The following is a 16,224-nucleotide window of genomic DNA, read 5'->3' as shown; positions in this document are numbered from 1 at the left end:
TATTTAATTCTCAATAAAAGAACTTCCATGAATAATTAGAGCAGGAGAATTATTTAGTATATCCGTCACATAATGGTTGGTGGATTCATTGGTAAAGTCAAAATCAGATTTAAGGATTAATTCTCCCCGCCCGTTTCTGGCATACAGTTTCACTCGATATAATAACCCCTGCATAGTTGTCGTGTTATTCTTACTTGCGAATAAGTTAAAACGATCGGTAATTCCGCTCTCATTCACACCCTCAATCCGCACGGTTACGAATTGTCCTGAAGGGATCACTGCATAACTTGTACTCGCTTCAAACCTCCCATTTACATATAAATCGCACCCGGAGCGGCGATAGCTGGCACCATTGTGCTGGGTATAAATTTGAACCCCAGAAGTTGCCCCCTCTATTAAATAGTTACTCCAGGAATTGACTTTGGGATTGAGGGCACATTGTATTTCCATAGCGTCAAAGGTGATTTGAGGAGTTTCTACATAATCGCTTCCTCCTCTAAGAGATAAAACTACATCACCTTGAGTTTTAGAGACAACCGACCTACCATTCGATTCATGATTATTTTCATTTCTCGTAACGACTCTGAATGAATATACAGTGGAACTCATTAGTTGTGTAATCTCGAATGATGTTTCTGTTGTAGTACCTACCAAAGTATCCCCTACAAATACTAGATATTCTAAAGAATCTTTCGTCCTGAAGTTAGGTTTCCAAGTGAGTGTTATAGAATTTTTCGTACTATTAATCGCTTGAAGTTCAATGACATCCAGTGGAATGACGTAACGAATAAGCTCGTCTACAGAATAGTCTTCTAATCTCAAAGAACCTCCACCAACATTTTGTTTACCGGCTTGCCACTTACCCTGGGAATAAACCAAAATATCCCCATCCGTTAATTGATTAGGGGTCAGTTCGATATCCAGTAGATCAGACAGGCTATGATTATGAGCATCATCCGCTTTAGAATCCCAATTACCCTTCTCATCATCCGTCACAAATCGATGATCTTCATCTTCCGTTATCATACTTGCCGGATGTGATTCAGGATGGGTATATTCAGTACTAACTTGTTCTTCACCGTCAATGGTAAGTTTGTTGGACGAGGAAATCCCTAATCGATCAAGAGTGGGTTTGTTAGGATGGGAATGACTTGAGGTGGTTAAATCATTAATAGCCGTTTCATGGGTTGAGATTTCACTTAAGTCTATGGAAGACTCAGAACCCGTTTGTTCAATTTTATCTAAGATGGATTTATTTGAATGAATATGCTTTTCTTGATCTAGTTGATTCAACCTGGTTTCGAGTTGATCAACTTCCGCTTGAATTCCATTGTCATCATAAACAATAATTTCCGTGCCATTAATGATAATCTTGCCATTATTATTCGATTCGTTGACTGCCATCTACACAGCCTCCTTGGTATATTTCGTAAGTTTACATTACTCAATTACCCTGAAAATAGTAATAAAGTAATAGTTGGACATGCTTTATTTTATGCACATGCCGTAAAGTTGTGATTAGAAAGTGGAAAAATCCATTCTTATGTCCCTAAGAAAAATTATTGAATATTAAATAGAGCCACCCGGTCGTGCGAGGTGGCTCTATCACATTCTTTATAGTTGTCTTATCAAAGCTTCAAGCAATTCTTCCTTACTCATAACAGCCTCTCCCCCACCTTGAACAAACGACTCTTTCCCGCCGCCTTTACCATTGATGAGTGGGAATACTTTTTGTGCGACTTCTCTTAAGTTAATCGTCGGGAGCGACCCCTTAGCCGCTACAAGCTGAAGCTTTTGATCATTATGCACGACCAGCATCACAATCGCATCTTCTCTCTTAGAAATGATGTACTGTGCAATCTTCTGAAGTTCCTGGATCGGCCTGTCATTATAAGCTTTTTGGATAAGAGTATAGTCATCTTTTTGGACTCCAATTAACCCTTCTGCTTCATATGTCAGCAGAACCTCTTTCAATCCTTCGAGTGCTTTTTCCTGTTCTTTCTGTTTGGAAATCAGTTGCTCGGCAGTCGATACCATGTTTTCTTCCGGGGATTGCAGGACACTTGTGAGTTCTTTCAGGAGTCCATGTTTACGATGCAGTTGATGGAGCACCCGGTCACCGCACACAAATTGCAATCGGATATGACCTTTGTGCTTTTCCCAATCAAGGATCTTGATGGCTCCGACTTCGCTCGTGGAACGGGGATGCGTCCCACCGCACCCGTTGTAGTCGAATTCCGGGATGATGACGAGACGGATCTCGCCTGTGACGGATGGGTGTTTACGCAAGGGATAATCGGACAGTTCCGCTTCTGTCACCCTCTTCGTCTCGATCGGACGTGCTTCCCTTATGATCCGGTTGGCTAGCTCCTCTGCTTTCGAAGCATCTGAGTTGCTGATGTCACTGACGTTTAAGTCGATGGTGAGGGACTCTTTTCCGAGATGAAAGCTGATCGTCTCATATTGGAGTGCTTCTGCAAATGCGGCAGACAGGATATGCTGACCGGCGTGCTGCTGCATATGATCGAATCGGCGTTGCCAATCGATCTGTCCTTCGACAACTTCTGAAATATCCTCAAACGGTTCTTCTATGTAATGACGGATCTCTCCGTTCACCTCTTCAACATTGATAATTCTCTTATCCTTTAGCGTTCCTGTATCATAGGGCTGGCCGCCGCCTGTCGGGTAGAAAGCCGTCTCTTCTAATACAACGTACCAGCCTGACTCATCCTGCTCCTGCTCCTGAATGGACGTGTTAAATTCTCTCATATAGGCATCTTGATAGTATTGTTTGACTGTCATCGGTAACCCTCTTTCTGAACTGTTCTATCCATACTTTATCATAAGAAGGATGGATGGAACCATGTCAGTCTCTTGGCTTCTTCTCGATTGGCACCGTCCCGACCTGCTCCCAAGGTATTTCCCATCGTCTTTCGAATTCTTCCTTTGCCATTTCGTCTCCTTCAATGATTCGTTCTACCAATGTCCTGAGTTTCATCGTTGAATAGTTCACGTTATCACCTGCTTTTGTTTAGTTGAAAAGTAGAAGTCACACGGAGTATACGTAAATCGTTTTAGTATGGATGTGTTTTATCGTACTTTTTACCTATATGGTGATGTTTTAAACTTTTCAACTCTCTCCCAACCCAAAAAAGTGGCCATTCCATAAGGAATGACCACTATTATCTGGATAGCTCCAGGAATGGCGATGATGAATTACATCATGCCGCCCATTCCACCCATGCCGCCCATACCGGACATATCCGGCATGCCACCGCCTTCTTCAGGAATGTCCGCTACTACTGCTTCAGTAGTCAGGAACATTGCTGCTACAGACGCTGCGTTTTGAAGCGCAGAACGAGTTACTTTGGTTGGATCTACGATACCTTTTTCGATCATGTTGACCCACTCACCAGTAGCTGCGTTGAATCCGACACCTACTTCTTCCTTCTTCAGACGTTCTACGATGATAGAACCTTCTAATCCAGCGTTGTGAGCGATTTGACGGATCGGCTCTTCAAGAGCACGCAGCACGATGTTGATACCAGTTGCTACATCTGCATCCGCTTCGATTGATGCTACTTTATTGTATACGTTCACGAGTGCTGTACCACCACCGGATACGATACCTTCTTCTACTGCTGCACGAGTAGAGTTCAGGGCGTCTTCGATGCGTAGTTTACGTTCTTTAAGCTCAGTTTCAGTTGCAGCTCCAACTTTGACTACTGCTACTCCACCTGCAAGCTTAGCAAGGCGCTCTTGTAATTTTTCTTTATCGAACTCAGAAGTGGACTCTTCTAATTGAGCACGGATTTGGTTTACGCGAGCTGCGATTTTTTCTGGGTCTCCAGAGCCTTCTACGACAGTCGTGTTTTCTTTCGTTACGACTACTTTCGCCGCGCGGCCAAGTTGAGTGATGTTTGCAGATTTAAGGTCTAAGCCTAAATCTTCTGTGATTACTTCTCCACCAGTTAGAACCGCTAAGTCTTCAAGCATCGCTTTACGACGGTCACCGAAGCCAGGAGCTTTAACAGCTACAGCGTTGAATGTTCCGCGAAGTTTGTTCACAACAAGTGTTGCAAGAGCTTCACCTTCAACATCTTCTGCTACCATTAATAGTGGCTTACCTTGTTGTACAACTTGCTCAAGAACAGGAAGTACTTCCTGGATGTTTCCGATTTTCTTGTCAGTGATCAGGATGTATGGATTTTCTAAGACAGCTTCCATTTTATCTGAATCAGTGACCATGTATGGAGATGCATATCCGCGGTCGAACTGCATTCCTTCTACTACGTCAAGTTCAGTAGTGAACCCTTTAGATTCTTCAATTGTGATAACGCCGTCGTTTCCAACGCGCTCCATTGCTTCTGCGATCAGTTGACCGACTTCTTCGTCAGCTGCAGAGATAGCCGCAACTTGAGCGATGGAATCTTTGCCTTCGATCGGCTTAGAAATCACTTTTAATTCTTCGATAGCCGCTTGAACCGCTTTTTCGATTCCTTTGCGAACGCCAACAGGGTTAGCACCAGCTGTTACGTTTTTAAGACCTTCACGGATCATTGCTTGAGCAAGGACCGTTGCAGTCGTTGTACCGTCACCGGCGATTTCGTTTGTTTTGCTTGCTACTTCAGCAACCAGTTTTGCACCCATGTTTTCGAATGCATCTTCCAGTTCGATTTCTTTCGCAATGGTTACACCGTCATTTGTGATAAGTGGTGAACCGAATTTCTTCTCAAGTACCACGTTACGTCCTTTTGGTCCAAGAGTTACTTTTACTGCATTTGCTAATTGATCGACACCGCGAAGCATGGAACGGCGTGCTTCTTCGCTGAATTTAATATCTTTAGCCATTATAAAGTCCTCCTCTTATTTAAATAATGTATGGTTTACTATTACGGAATTTAAATTATTCGCCAACTACAGCCAGAATATCGCTATCGCGAAGGATCAGGTATTCTGTGCCTTGGTATTTCACTTCTGTACCAGCGTATTTAGAGAAAATGATTCGATCGCCGACAGCTACCTCAAGAGCAACGCGCTCACCGTTGTCAAGAATGCGACCAGTACCTACAGCCATCACTTTACCTTCTTGTGGCTTTTCCTTTGCGGAATCCGGTAGCACAATACCGCTTGCTGTTTTTTCTTCTGACTCAACTAGCTCGATAACGACGCGATCACCTAGTGGTTTTAACAAGTGAAACAACCTCCTTGAATTATGTAAATGTTTTTTATTAGCACTCGCTCACTGTGAGTGCTAACACAACTATTATATTAATTAATTCGTTTTCATTTTGCAAGAGTCCTGCCTAAAATTTTTTTCGTCATTTTTCTCTTTTTTTCACACCCTCCTATCCTATGCCCTCCTTTCCCCATATATTCCAGGCTGAAAGAAACCCTTAGATTTGAACAGTTCCGCTTTTCTTAGTAGAATTGTACAGGAGTAAGTTCAAGCTGATCGTTATCTTACAGGTACAAAAGGAGATCAAACGTTGAAAAAACATTTCGGATTTATTTTAATAGCCTATATCGTCATGCAGCTTTCAAGCATTGTCGGGGTACCCCTTTTATATAAAATCGGTGTCGACGTCCTCGGTAAACCCGATGAGACGGTACGAAGCCTTGTCCCTGGATATTGGCTTGTCATCAGCTTTACGCTGACCCTTCTCATTGTGGGAGGCATTCTCAGGAAAAGCGAAACAAGCACCCGTCTCGAACGGAGTGCTCCCATGGGCGCCGGCCGTTCGATTGTTTGGGCGGTACTCGGAATCTTCATGGCATTCATCGCTCAATCGGTTGCGATACAAGTCGAATATGCATTAGGAATTCAGATGGGGTCTGAAAATACTCAGATGATCATCGGCATCATTGAAAAAGTGCCGTTATCCATGCTGGTCGCGGCCATCATCGGACCCATTCTGGAAGAGATCGTATTCAGGAAGATCATTTTCGGCGTGCTTTACGAGAAGATGCATTTCTTCTTTGCCGCTCTAATCAGCTCGGTCATTTTCGCTCTTGCCCATTTCGAGCCTGAGCATGTGATCCTGTATTCAGCAATGGGATTCACCTTTGCCTTTCTTTATGTAAAAACGAAGCGGATCCTTGTGCCAATATTTGCTCACGTGGCCATGAATACAACGGTCGTTCTAATGCAATCTATCTATAAGGACGATATCGAAAAAATGATGAATGAAGCTGAAAAAATACAAGGATTTATTGGAGGATTATTTCTATGAGGAGATCACCATTATTCTCGGGAGTGATCTATCTCCTTCTCGGTGTGCTCTTCACATACTTTGCTGTACAAAACGTACAGAATGATGAAGGTTGGGGATTTTTCACGTATATGCTGATCTTTCTTGCAACCCTGGACTTCGGTTCCGGGTTACGGATGGTCATGCTGCATTTCAAAATCAAAAAACAAATAAAGCACAAAAAATAAGGATTGATCAAATGATCAATCCTTATTTTTGTCTTCAAACTGTTCCATTTCAAGCTTCTGCTCCGCCTCCAATACTTTTTTGTATCCGATCTTGGAGATCCAGATGCTGACTTCATATAGTATGAAGAGCGGTACCGTCACCATTAGATGGGACACAATGTCGGGAGGCGTGATAAGGGCCGCGATGACCAATAAGATAAAGTAGGCAGCTTTCCTCATCTTCCCCATCATCATCGGCGTGATGATTCCTAACCGTGTAAGAAAAAGCATGGCTACGGGTAACTGAAAAAGAAAACCGAAAGGAATCGTGATCTGGAATAAGAAATGAAAGTATTCGTTTATCCCTATCACTTGTTCTATATTTAGGTTCGTTGATAAACCCATCATGAATTTCACGATATATGGAAACAAAATAAAATAAGAAAATGACAATCCACCTAAGAAAAGGAGAAGGGAAACTGGAATGTAACTCAGCGTCACTTTTCTCTCTCTTTCATATAAACCAGGGCTCACAAAAGACCAGACTTGAAAGAGAATGATAGGGGATGTCATGATCAAAGCAATGAACATGATCATTTCCATATAGATCTTGAGAGGATCTGTGATACGAAAGGCGTTCATGGTTAATTCTTTCGCTTCATCGGCATGCTGTAAGTACCTGATCAGCGGTTCTGCAAGAAAGAAGCTTACAACAACTGCTAACAAGAAGAAAACGACTACAAACATGAGTCGTTTTTGCAATTCTCCTATATGTTCATAAACTGTCATGTCTCTTTGACTCATGGCGTTCATCCTACTCTACTTAGCACTATTATTTTTTTCGTCTTCATCATCTGCTAAGCCTTTTGTTGCATTTTTAAATTCACGCAATGTATTTCCTGCCGCTTTTCCTAATTCCGGAAGTTTCTTAGGACCAAAAATAAGTAAAGCAACGACTGCTATTAATACGAGGCTACCTGGACCTGGCATAATGAGACACCTCCTCTTTTACCATTCTATCATAACGCAAATATGAAGAATTTTCTATTCTGTTATGATTCCATCTTGTGACATTTCCGTGTCATCCTCCGAGTAATGCTTCAAGAAGTATACGAGTGACTGAAGCTCCACCGCCAAGTCGATATGATGGACGCGGATATGGTCGGGCACCGTCAATCTCGCAGGGGTGAAATTCAGTATCCCCTTTATATTCGAAGAAACCAATCGGTCTGTGATATTCTGAGCAGAAGATGCCGGCACCGTCAGAATCGCTACTTCAATATCATGCCCCACAAGCTTCTCTTCTAAATCATCTAAATGAAAAACGGGTACGTCGCTGATTTGAGTCCCGACCTTCTTTTCATCCACCTCAAAAGCCATTTCGATCTTCGTATTATTATTCTTGATGAAATTATAATGAAGAAACGCCGTACCGAGATTCCCCACCCCGATCAGCACAACCTTCGTAAGGGCATCCTGATCCAGTGTCTTACGGAAGAAGGATAACAGATAATTGACATTATAGCCGTATCCCTTTTTACCCAATGCACCAAAATAAGAAAAGTCCCTGCGGATCGTAGCAGAATCAACTTTCACCGCTTCACTTAATTCCTTCGATGAAACCCTCTGCTTACCTGATGAGTACAGATTCTTGATAAATCGATAATATAGCGGAAGGCGCTTGGCCGTTGCCTGTGGAATTTTCGTTGTATCCTGGTTCATATTGTATTCCCCCACATCTATTCAAAACCTCTGATACCGCTTCCAAAATAGAAAGCATACAGATTTAATAAACTCTCCTACCCATCATACACTATATTTTATCCTAAGTGTACGAAGATTAATAGGTGTTTTATTGCCGTTCCCCTCTCAAATACGGTACACTAGCACTATGAAATAGAGGTGAAACGTCATGATTCTTTTACAAGTGAATCAATTAACAAAAAACTTCGGTGCAGATAATATCCTATCAAATATTAAACTTGAAATACAGACTAGAGATCGTGTTGCCCTTGTCGGCCGTAATGGTGCGGGGAAGTCGACTCTTCTAAAAATAATAGCAGGACACCTTTCCTACGATTCCGGGGAGATCACAAAGCCAAAAGGCGTCTCCATGGGGTATCTTGCCCAAAATACGGGTCTCGAATCGGATCTTTCCATCTGGTCTGAGATGCTGACTGTCTTTGAGGAATTGAAACAGCAGGAAAAAAAATTGCGATTATTGGAGCAGCAAATGGCCGATCCCTCGGTATATGAACAAGAGGAGGTCTATCAACGGGTATTGAAGGAATACGATCAACTCCAGGTTCTCTTCAAGGACTCCGGCGGCTATCAGTATGAAGCGGATATCCGTTCCGTCCTTCACGGATTGAACTTTGCCGATTTTGATTACGAAACCAAGATATCCACACTGAGTGGTGGTCAGAAAACCCGTCTTGCCCTTGGTAAGCTTCTTCTGACCAAGCCTGACATCCTTATCCTGGATGAGCCGACCAACCACTTGGATATTGAAACTTTATCATGGCTTGAAACGTATCTTCAAAGCTATGAAGGAGCAGTCCTGATCGTTTCCCATGATCGCTACTTTTTAGACAGTGTCGTCAATCAAGTGTATGAAATTTCCCGGAACAGAAGTAAGAAATACCCAGGGAACTACAGCAGATATCTTGAACAAAAAGCAGAAGACTTTGAGAAAGATCTCAAAATGTTCGAGCGTCAACAGCAGGAAGTCGCAAAGCTCGAAGACTTCATCCAACGGAATATCGCAAGGGCGTCTACCACGAAAATGGCACAGAGCCGGCGAAAGAAGCTGGAGCGCATGGATCGGATGGATCGACCACTCGGCGATGAGAAGTCTGCCAGCTTCACGTTTCAAATTGACCGGTCAAGCGGGAATGACGTCCTGCACGTCCAGGACCTTACCATTGGCTACGGGAAAAACGAGACGATTTCCTCCCATATCGATTTCTCTGTCAAAAAAGGGGACAGTATCGCCCTGGTTGGACCGAACGGAATCGGGAAATCGACGCTTTTAAAAACATTGGTGAATAAACTTCAGCCACTGGACGGCACATTTAAATTCGGATCCAATGTTTCCATCAGTTACTATGACCAGGAGCAAGCCGAACTATCATCGAACAAGACCGTATTAAATGAACTGTGGGACGAATATCCGATGAAGATGGAGAAAGAAATCCGGACGGTCCTCGGTAACTTCCTCTTTTCAGGGGAAGATGTCCTAAAGCCCGTTTCTACCCTAAGCGGTGGAGAAAAAGCACGGTTAGCCCTCTCCAAGCTGATGATGGAAAAAGGAAACGTCCTGATTCTGGATGAGCCGACTAACCATCTTGATCTGGATAGCAAAGAAGTGTTGGAAAATGCCCTGATTGATTATCCCGGAACCATCCTCTTTGTGTCACACGACCGGTATTTCATCAACCGAATTGCCACAAAGGTCGTTGAATTATCCAAAAAAGGCTCGACGGAGTATCTTGGCGATTACGATTACTATGTAGAAAAATTACAGCAGCAGGAAGAATTGGCGGCACTTGAACGCACGGAACAGGGTGAACAATTACAAGAGCCCACTCAAAAACGATCTCACAAGATTGATAAAGAAGCGAAAAAGCTCGAACGTCAACGAAAGCGCAGAGTCGAAGAAATCGAAGGCCTCATGGAAGTACTTGAAATAAACATACAGGAAAAAGAAGATCTCCTCTGCGATCCTGACATCTTTCAAGATCACGAGAAAGTACAGGAGATTAATGAATCACTAACAAAAGCGAAAGAAGAGCTTGATTCTTTATTGGAAGAATGGACAGAACTGGAAGAACTCCTTCAAGAAGAACAGTAGTCCACAGGATTGGGGATAACGATCACTCCCCAATCCTTTCTTATTCCACATTATTATCCACAGTTACAACACTTATAAAACGTTACTCAAAAGAGTTTTCCACAATATCCACAAAAACAGCCTGAGTTATCCACAGCATTTACCATTATTTAGGTTCTGGATTACTCATGTTTTTCACAATGTATACACACTAAATAAGTAGTTACTAACAATTTGTCCACAACCTGTTGATAAAACGTATGTTCGTTCCTTTAAAATCCTTCCCCCCTGACTAATTCTGTGCATTACTCACAGGATATCAACAAACAATAAAAAAAAGCTTGAACGATGTTTCGTTCAAGCTTTCCCTTTTAGAAATTCTCGATATCAAGTCCTGGATGAGCATTCATATCCATGCTTCCCCTTTTTCCTTGTTGGAATAACACTGTTCCTGCGGCTGCAATCATAGCAGCATTATCTGTACAAAGAGATAGGGGAGGAATGACCAATTCCGCTTCCATTCCCTCAAATGCTTCTTGAAGGGCAGCACGCAAGCCTTTATTGGCCGCAACTCCGCCAGCAAGTAATACTTGCTCCACTTCATACTCCTTCACAGCCTTAACCGTTTTCGTTACTAACACATCAATGACACTTGCTTGAAAGCTCGCGGCCAAATCCTGTGGATGAATGGTCATGCCCTTTTGTTTGGCATTGTGAAGCGTGTTGATAACCGATGACTTCAAACCACTGAAGCTGAAATCATAAGATCCTTCTTCCAGCCATGCCCGTGGCAGCTCAAGACTTGCTTCCCCAACATGTGCCAGCCTGTCAATATGAGGACCACCTGGATATGGAAGGCCCAATGTCCGCGCTACCTTGTCGTACGCTTCTCCGGCAGCATCATCGCGTGTTTCTCCGATGACCTCAAAGGACCCGTGATCTTTCATGAGTACAAGCTCCGTATGTCCTCCGGAAACAACCAGGGAAAGAAGAGGAAACCTCATCTCTTTCACTAAGCGATTGGCATAGATATGCCCTGCAATGTGATGGACCCCCACCAACGGTTTATCGTGGGCAAAAGCGAGAGCCTTGGCCGCGTTGACACCGATTAATAGTGCGCCTACCAAACCAGGTCCTTCCGTCACAGCGACACAATCTATATCCTCCATCGTCATCCCGGCTTGATCTAGCGCTTCCTCCAGTACATACGTAACCTGCTCCACATGATGACGCGATGCAATCTCAGGTACCACTCCACCGAATCGCTTATGACTTTCAATTTGAGACGAAACAATATTCGTCACAATCTCTGTTCCATTACGTATAATCGCCACAGCTGTCTCATCACAGCTTGTTTCAATTCCCAATACTACTATATCTTTTTTCATAAATTCACCCACATTACTAAAGCATCCTCTTGATTGTCCGAGTAGTACCTCTTACGAATCCCACCGTCTTTGAAACCGAGCTTACGATATAAGTGCTGCGCAGGCATGTTTGAAACCCTGACTTCGAGTGTCATTACGCGAGCGCCAAATTCAACCGCTATATCCATGATCTTGCGCATAAGACCTTCCCCCAAACCACGTCCCCGGTAATCAGGGAGCACGGCTACATTTGTGATATGGGCCTCATCCACGACCAGCCACACGCCGCAGTAACCCGCAAGCTTCTCTCCATCTTCTGCAACGAGGTAGGTGGACAGGTGGTTATGCTCAATTTCATTCAAGAAAGCGTCCCGGCTCCAGGGAATGCTAAAAGATTGATTTTCAATTTCCATTACCTCGTTTAAATCATCGACTGTCATAAATCGTATATCCATATTGTAACGATCCTTTATCATCTATTCAGATTTATTTTGGGCCTCCAGCCACTTCACTTCTGCTTCCGCCATCCGTATATAGTTGGGAAGCACTTCATGTGCCGTCATTTCTTTTAAACCCAGTCCAATATAAGCCAGTTCAGAAGGGCGGGGATTATGACTGACAAATGGTGCGATTCTTGCTTGATCTCCAAGTACTTCCTTAATCATGCCCTTATGGATGGAGACATCATTCCCGACAAATAACAACTCTTTATCTAATTCTTTTAACTTTGTCGCCCATTCGTCAAGCATCATGTTGCGATCTTCTTCCACGCAAACTAATCGATCTCCCTGAAACTCATAGAGTCCTGTGTATACCTGTCCTCTTCTGGCATCAAACAACGGAACGATAAACCCTTGAAAATATCGTCCGGATGAAGCCAAAGTAGCCAGGCTCGATACAGGGACAAGAGGGATATTCAATGACCATGCCAGGGTCTTGGCCAATGTGACCCCGATTCTTACACCCGTATAGGAACCGGGTCCATTCGCCACAACAATCTTCGTTAATTCCTTTGCCTCTACCCCACAGTCTTTTAACAACCGTTCGACAGCCGGCATGGCTCTCACAGAGTGGTTCTTTTTCATATACGTGATGTACTCCCCAATTACTTTATCCTCTTCAATCAAGGCAACCCCAAACGGATAATTGGAGGTATCTATTGATAATATCGTCATGACACAATCTCCTTACACAATTCACTATAACGATTTCCATGCGGCTTCAACACAATCCTTCTCTTGGAGTCGCCTTCCCGGTAAATCGACAAGCTTAATAATTCTTTTGGAAGCTGATCCTTTATTAAGTGAGCCCACTCTATGACGGTCACACCTTCTCCTTCAAAATATTCATCAAATCCCAAATCTTCAAAGGAATCGTCCAGCCTGTATACATCCATATGATAAAGAGGCAGGCGCCCCTTATATTCTTTAATAATGGTAAAAGTGGGACTGTTCACGGTTTTAGTGACACCAAGACCCTTGGCAAGTCCTTTCGTAAACGTTGTCTTCCCTGCCCCAAGATCACCTTCCAGCGTCAACACAGCACCAGGCTTTAATAGTCCTGCAAGCTTTTCTGCAAATTGGCCTGTTTCCTCCGGACTGTTTGTCATAATCTCAAACTGATTCATGTTAATCTCCTCAATCATCATTTAGAGTATAAAAAAACCTTAGGATCGTTTGTTACCCTAAGGGAGAATGTATATATGTAGTTTACCCTTTTTGGGGTATGAGAGTAAAGGTTCTGAAAAAAGACAATAAAAAAAACGAAACAACGTTTCGTTTGAATGAACAAAAATGGCGGTCCGGACGGGACTCGAACCCGCGACCTCCTGCGTGACAGGCAGGCATTCTAACCAACTGAACTACCGGACCAAAGTTTTTTCACGATAGTGAAAATAACTATCCATGCGTGACTCATGAAAGATTAGCGATAACCTTTGATAAAACAAGTCAAAAATGGTATTGCGGGGACAGGATTTGAACCTGCGACCTTCGGGTTATGAGCCCGACGAGCTACCGAACTGCTCCACCCCGCGACGATAAAAATGTTACTATCTTCTATACTACTATATGCACCTTCACAAATAAAGTGATTGTACAAAAAAGAATTGTTTCGCCTGGCGACGTCCTACTCTCACAGGGGGAGATCCCCCAACTACCATCGGCGCTGAAGAGCTTAACTTCCGTGTTCGGCATGGGAACGGGTGTGACCTCTTCGCCATTATCACCAGACGAATATTCAATTGAAGGATTGTTCCTTCAAAACTAGATAAAGGATTGATGTCAAGAAAGCCGAATATCGACCAATTGTTGTTCATATAAATATGACTCTTTGTGGTTAAGTCCTCGATCGATTAGTATCAGTCAACTCCACATGTCGCCATGCTTCCATCTCTGACCTATCTACCTAGTCATCTTCTAGGGATCTTACTCACTTACGTGATGGGAAATCTCATCTCGAGGGGGGCTTCATGCTTAGATGCTTTCAGCACTTATCCCTTCCGCACATAGCTACCCAGCGATGCCTTTGGCAAGACAACTGGTACACCAGCGGTGCGTCCATCCCGGTCCTCTCGTACTAAGGACAGCTCCTCTCAAATTTCCTGCGCCCACGACGGATAGGGACCGAACTGTCTCACGACGTTCTGAACCCAGCTCGCGTACCGCTTTAATGGGCGAACAGCCCAACCCTTGGGACCGACTACAGCCCCAGGATGCGATGAGCCGACATCGAGGTGCCAAACCTCCCCGTCGATGTGGACTCTTGGGGGAGATAAGCCTGTTATCCCCGGGGTAGCTTTTATCCGTTGAGCGATGGCCCTTCCATGCGGAACCACCGGATCACTAAGCCCGACTTTCGTCCCTGCTCGACTTGTAGGTCTCGCAGTCAAGCTCCCTTGTGCCTTTACACTCTGCGAATGATTTCCAACCATTCTGAGGGAACCTTTGGGCGCCTCCGTTACTCTTTAGGAGGCGACCGCCCCAGTCAAACTGCCCACCTGACACTGTCTCCCACCCCGATAAGGGGCGCGGGTTAGAATTTCAATACAGCCAGGGTAGTATCCCACCGATGCCTCCACCGAAGCTGGCGCTCCGGTTTCCAAGGCTCCTACCTATCCTGTACAAGCTGTACCAAAATTCAATATCAGGCTACAGTAAAGCTCCACGGGGTCTTTCCGTCCTGTCGCGGGTAACCTGCATCTTCACAGGTACTATAATTTCACCGAGTCTCTCGTTGAGACAGTGCCCAGATCGTTACGCCTTTCGTGCGGGTCGGAACTTACCCGACAAGGAATTTCGCTACCTTAGGACCGTTATAGTTACGGCCGCCGTTTACTGGGGCTTCGATTCGCACCTTCGCTTGCGCTAAGCACTCCTCTTAACCTTCCAGCACCGGGCAGGCGTCAGCCCCTATACTTCGCCTTACGGCTTCGCAGAGACCTGTGTTTTTGCTAAACAGTCGCCTGGGCCTATTCACTGCGGCTCTCTCGGGCTTGCACCCTACCAGAGCACCCCTTCTCCCGAAGTTACGGGGTCATTTTGCCGAGTTCCTTAACGAGAGTTCTCTCGCTCACCTTAGGATTCTCTCCTCGCCTACCTGTGTCGGTTTGCGGTACGGGCACCTTTTTCCTCGCTAGAGGCTTTTCTTGGCAGTGTGGAATCAGGAACTTCGCTACTATAATTCGCTCGCTATCACAGCTCAGCCTTCACGATGATGGGATTTGCCTCATCATCAGCCTAACTGCTTAGACGCACATATCCAGCAGTGCGCTTACCCTATCCTCCTGCGTCCCCCCATTGCTCAAACGGAAAAGAGGTGGTACAGGAATATCAACCTGTTGTCCATCGTCTACGCCTATCGGCCTCGACTTAGGTCCCGACTAACCCTGAGCGGACGAGCCTTCCTCAGGAAACCTTAGGCATTCGGTGGATGGGATTCTCACCCATCTTTCGCTACTCATACCGGCATTCTCACTTCTAAGCACTCCACCAGTCCTTACGGTCTAGCTTCGCAGTCCTTAGAACGCTCTCCTACCACTGACACCTAGAGGTGTCAATCCACAGCTTCGGTGATACGTTTAGCCCCGGTACATTTTCGGCGCAGAGTCACTCGACCAGTGAGCTATTACGCACTCTTTAAATGGTGGCTGCTTCTAAGCCAACATCCTGGTTGTCTAAGCAACTCCACATCCTTTTCCACTTAACGTATACTTTGGGACCTTAGCTGGTGGTCTGGGCTGTTTCCCTTTCGACTACGGATCTTATCACTCGCAGTCTGACTCCCATGGATAAGTCTTTGGCATTCGGAGTTTGTCTGAATTCGGTAACCCGATGAGGGCCCCTAGTCCAAACAGTGCTCTACCTCCAAGACTCTTACACATGAGGCTAGCCCTAAAGCTATTTCGGAGAGAACCAGCTATCTCCAAGTTCGATTGGAATTTCTCCGCTACCCACACCTCATCCCCGCACTTTTCAACGTGCGTGGGTTCGGACCTCCATTCAGTGTTACCTGAACTTCATCCTGGACATGGGTAGATCACCTGGTTTCGGGTCTACGACCACATACTCAATTCGCCCTATTCAGACTCGCTTTCGCTGCGGCTCCGT

At 44.6% G+C, this 16,224-nt stretch carries 15 protein-coding genes, 2 tRNA genes and 2 rRNA genes (1 of these 19 running past the window's edge); 3 read left to right on the top strand and 16 right to left on the bottom strand.

Annotated elements, in window-relative coordinates; genetic code table 11:
* Positions 1 to 3: 3 nt before the first annotated feature.
* From P8596_RS01685 to groES, 5 genes are all read right to left on the bottom strand, one after another.
* On the bottom strand, positions 4 to 1,404 hold the full coding sequence (locus P8596_RS01685; RefSeq protein ID WP_279725603.1) for a fibronectin type III domain-containing protein: 1,401 nt from the start codon (positions 1,402 to 1,404) through the stop codon (positions 4 to 6).
* Positions 1,405 to 1,614: 210 nt separating this feature from the next.
* Positions 1,615 to 2,802 (bottom strand): alanyl-tRNA editing protein, encoded by a 1,188-nt coding sequence (locus P8596_RS01680; RefSeq protein ID WP_279725602.1) that lies wholly within the window; start codon positions 2,800 to 2,802, stop codon positions 1,615 to 1,617.
* Positions 2,803 to 2,866: 64 nt separating this feature from the next.
* Positions 2,867 to 3,013, bottom strand: coding sequence for a hypothetical protein (locus tag P8596_RS01675; protein WP_279725601.1), 147 nt, complete (start codon positions 3,011 to 3,013; stop codon positions 2,867 to 2,869).
* A gap of 203 nt (positions 3,014 to 3,216) precedes the next feature.
* Entirely contained in the window at positions 3,217 to 4,851 is a 1,635-nt protein-coding gene (gene groL / locus P8596_RS01670; protein ID WP_034766062.1) for a chaperonin GroEL, read from the bottom strand.
* A 55-nt stretch (positions 4,852 to 4,906) separates the two neighbouring features.
* On the bottom strand, positions 4,907 to 5,194 hold the full coding sequence (gene groES, locus P8596_RS01665) for a co-chaperone GroES (protein WP_034766060.1): 288 nt from the start codon (positions 5,192 to 5,194) through the stop codon (positions 4,907 to 4,909).
* A gap of 295 nt (positions 5,195 to 5,489) precedes the next feature.
* On the opposite strand from groES, the gene P8596_RS01660 reads away from it, so the two are divergent.
* Both P8596_RS01660 and P8596_RS01655 read left to right on the top strand, forming a co-directional pair.
* The gene (locus P8596_RS01660; protein WP_034766059.1) at positions 5,490 to 6,233 is read left to right on the top strand and encodes a CPBP family intramembrane glutamic endopeptidase; all 744 of its coding nucleotides are present in this window, start codon (positions 5,490 to 5,492) and stop codon (positions 6,231 to 6,233) included.
* On the top strand, positions 6,230 to 6,439 hold the full coding sequence (locus P8596_RS01655) for a YdiK family protein (protein ID WP_034766057.1): 210 nt from the start codon (positions 6,230 to 6,232) through the stop codon (positions 6,437 to 6,439). Before P8596_RS01660 ends, P8596_RS01655 begins: the two co-directional genes overlap by 4 nt.
* 15 nt (positions 6,440 to 6,454) lie before the next feature.
* Here the strand turns inward: P8596_RS01655 and tatC are convergent, their stop codons facing one another.
* From tatC to P8596_RS01640, 3 genes are read right to left on the bottom strand one after another with little or no spacing between them, the layout of a single operon-like run.
* Entirely contained in the window at positions 6,455 to 7,222 is a 768-nt protein-coding gene (gene tatC / locus P8596_RS01650) for a twin-arginine translocase subunit TatC (protein ID WP_279725599.1), read from the bottom strand.
* Positions 7,223 to 7,237: 15 nt separating this feature from the next.
* Entirely contained in the window at positions 7,238 to 7,408 is a 171-nt protein-coding gene (locus P8596_RS01645) for a twin-arginine translocase TatA/TatE family subunit (protein WP_034766054.1), read from the bottom strand.
* Between the two features lie 54 nt (positions 7,409 to 7,462).
* Positions 7,463 to 8,140 carry a redox-sensing transcriptional repressor Rex gene (locus P8596_RS01640; RefSeq protein WP_034766052.1) on the bottom strand — a complete coding sequence of 226 codons (678 nt, stop codon included), beginning with the start codon at positions 8,138 to 8,140 and terminating at the stop codon, positions 7,463 to 7,465.
* A gap of 190 nt (positions 8,141 to 8,330) precedes the next feature.
* Here P8596_RS01640 and P8596_RS01635 point away from each other — a divergent pair, with 190 nt between their 5' ends.
* Positions 8,331 to 10,271: an ABC-F family ATP-binding cassette domain-containing protein gene (locus tag P8596_RS01635; RefSeq protein WP_279725598.1), complete on the top strand. Its 1,941-nt coding sequence runs from the start codon at positions 8,331 to 8,333 to the stop codon at positions 10,269 to 10,271.
* Between the two features lie 350 nt (positions 10,272 to 10,621).
* On the opposite strand, the gene tsaD is transcribed toward P8596_RS01635, so the two are convergent.
* From tsaD to P8596_RS01595, 8 genes are all read right to left on the bottom strand, one after another.
* Positions 10,622 to 11,638 (bottom strand): tRNA (adenosine(37)-N6)-threonylcarbamoyltransferase complex transferase subunit TsaD, encoded by a 1,017-nt coding sequence (tsaD, locus tag P8596_RS01630; protein WP_224521601.1) that lies wholly within the window; start codon positions 11,636 to 11,638, stop codon positions 10,622 to 10,624.
* Entirely contained in the window at positions 11,635 to 12,072 is a 438-nt protein-coding gene (rimI, locus tag P8596_RS01625) for a ribosomal protein S18-alanine N-acetyltransferase (protein WP_224521602.1), read from the bottom strand. The genes tsaD and rimI overlap by 4 nt, the downstream gene beginning before the upstream one ends.
* 21 nt (positions 12,073 to 12,093) lie before the next feature.
* Complete coding sequence (gene tsaB / locus P8596_RS01620) at positions 12,094 to 12,792, bottom strand: tRNA (adenosine(37)-N6)-threonylcarbamoyltransferase complex dimerization subunit type 1 TsaB (protein ID WP_254652800.1); 699 nt, start codon at positions 12,790 to 12,792, stop codon at positions 12,094 to 12,096.
* Positions 12,789 to 13,244, bottom strand: a complete 456-nt coding sequence (tsaE, locus tag P8596_RS01615) for a tRNA (adenosine(37)-N6)-threonylcarbamoyltransferase complex ATPase subunit type 1 TsaE (protein ID WP_229597239.1) — start codon at positions 13,242 to 13,244, stop codon at positions 12,789 to 12,791. The genes tsaB and tsaE overlap by 4 nt, the downstream gene beginning before the upstream one ends.
* A gap of 167 nt (positions 13,245 to 13,411) precedes the next feature.
* Positions 13,412 to 13,488, bottom strand: a tRNA-Asp gene (locus P8596_RS01610).
* Between the two features lie 90 nt (positions 13,489 to 13,578).
* Positions 13,579 to 13,652, bottom strand: a tRNA-Met gene (locus P8596_RS01605).
* A 79-nt stretch (positions 13,653 to 13,731) separates the two neighbouring features.
* A 5S ribosomal RNA gene (gene rrf / locus P8596_RS01600) occupies positions 13,732 to 13,848 on the bottom strand.
* 102 nt (positions 13,849 to 13,950) lie between these two features.
* Positions 13,951 to 16,224 (bottom strand): 23S ribosomal RNA (locus tag P8596_RS01595); it runs 662 nt beyond the window's last position.

The sequence above is a fragment of the Rossellomorea sp. DA94 genome, from assembly GCF_029834455.1.
GTDB classification, from domain to species: Bacteria; Bacillota; Bacilli; order Bacillales; family Bacillaceae_B; genus Rossellomorea; species Rossellomorea vietnamensis.
Note: the sequence above shows the minus strand (reverse complement) of the source record. Positions and strands in the feature narration are given on the sequence as shown.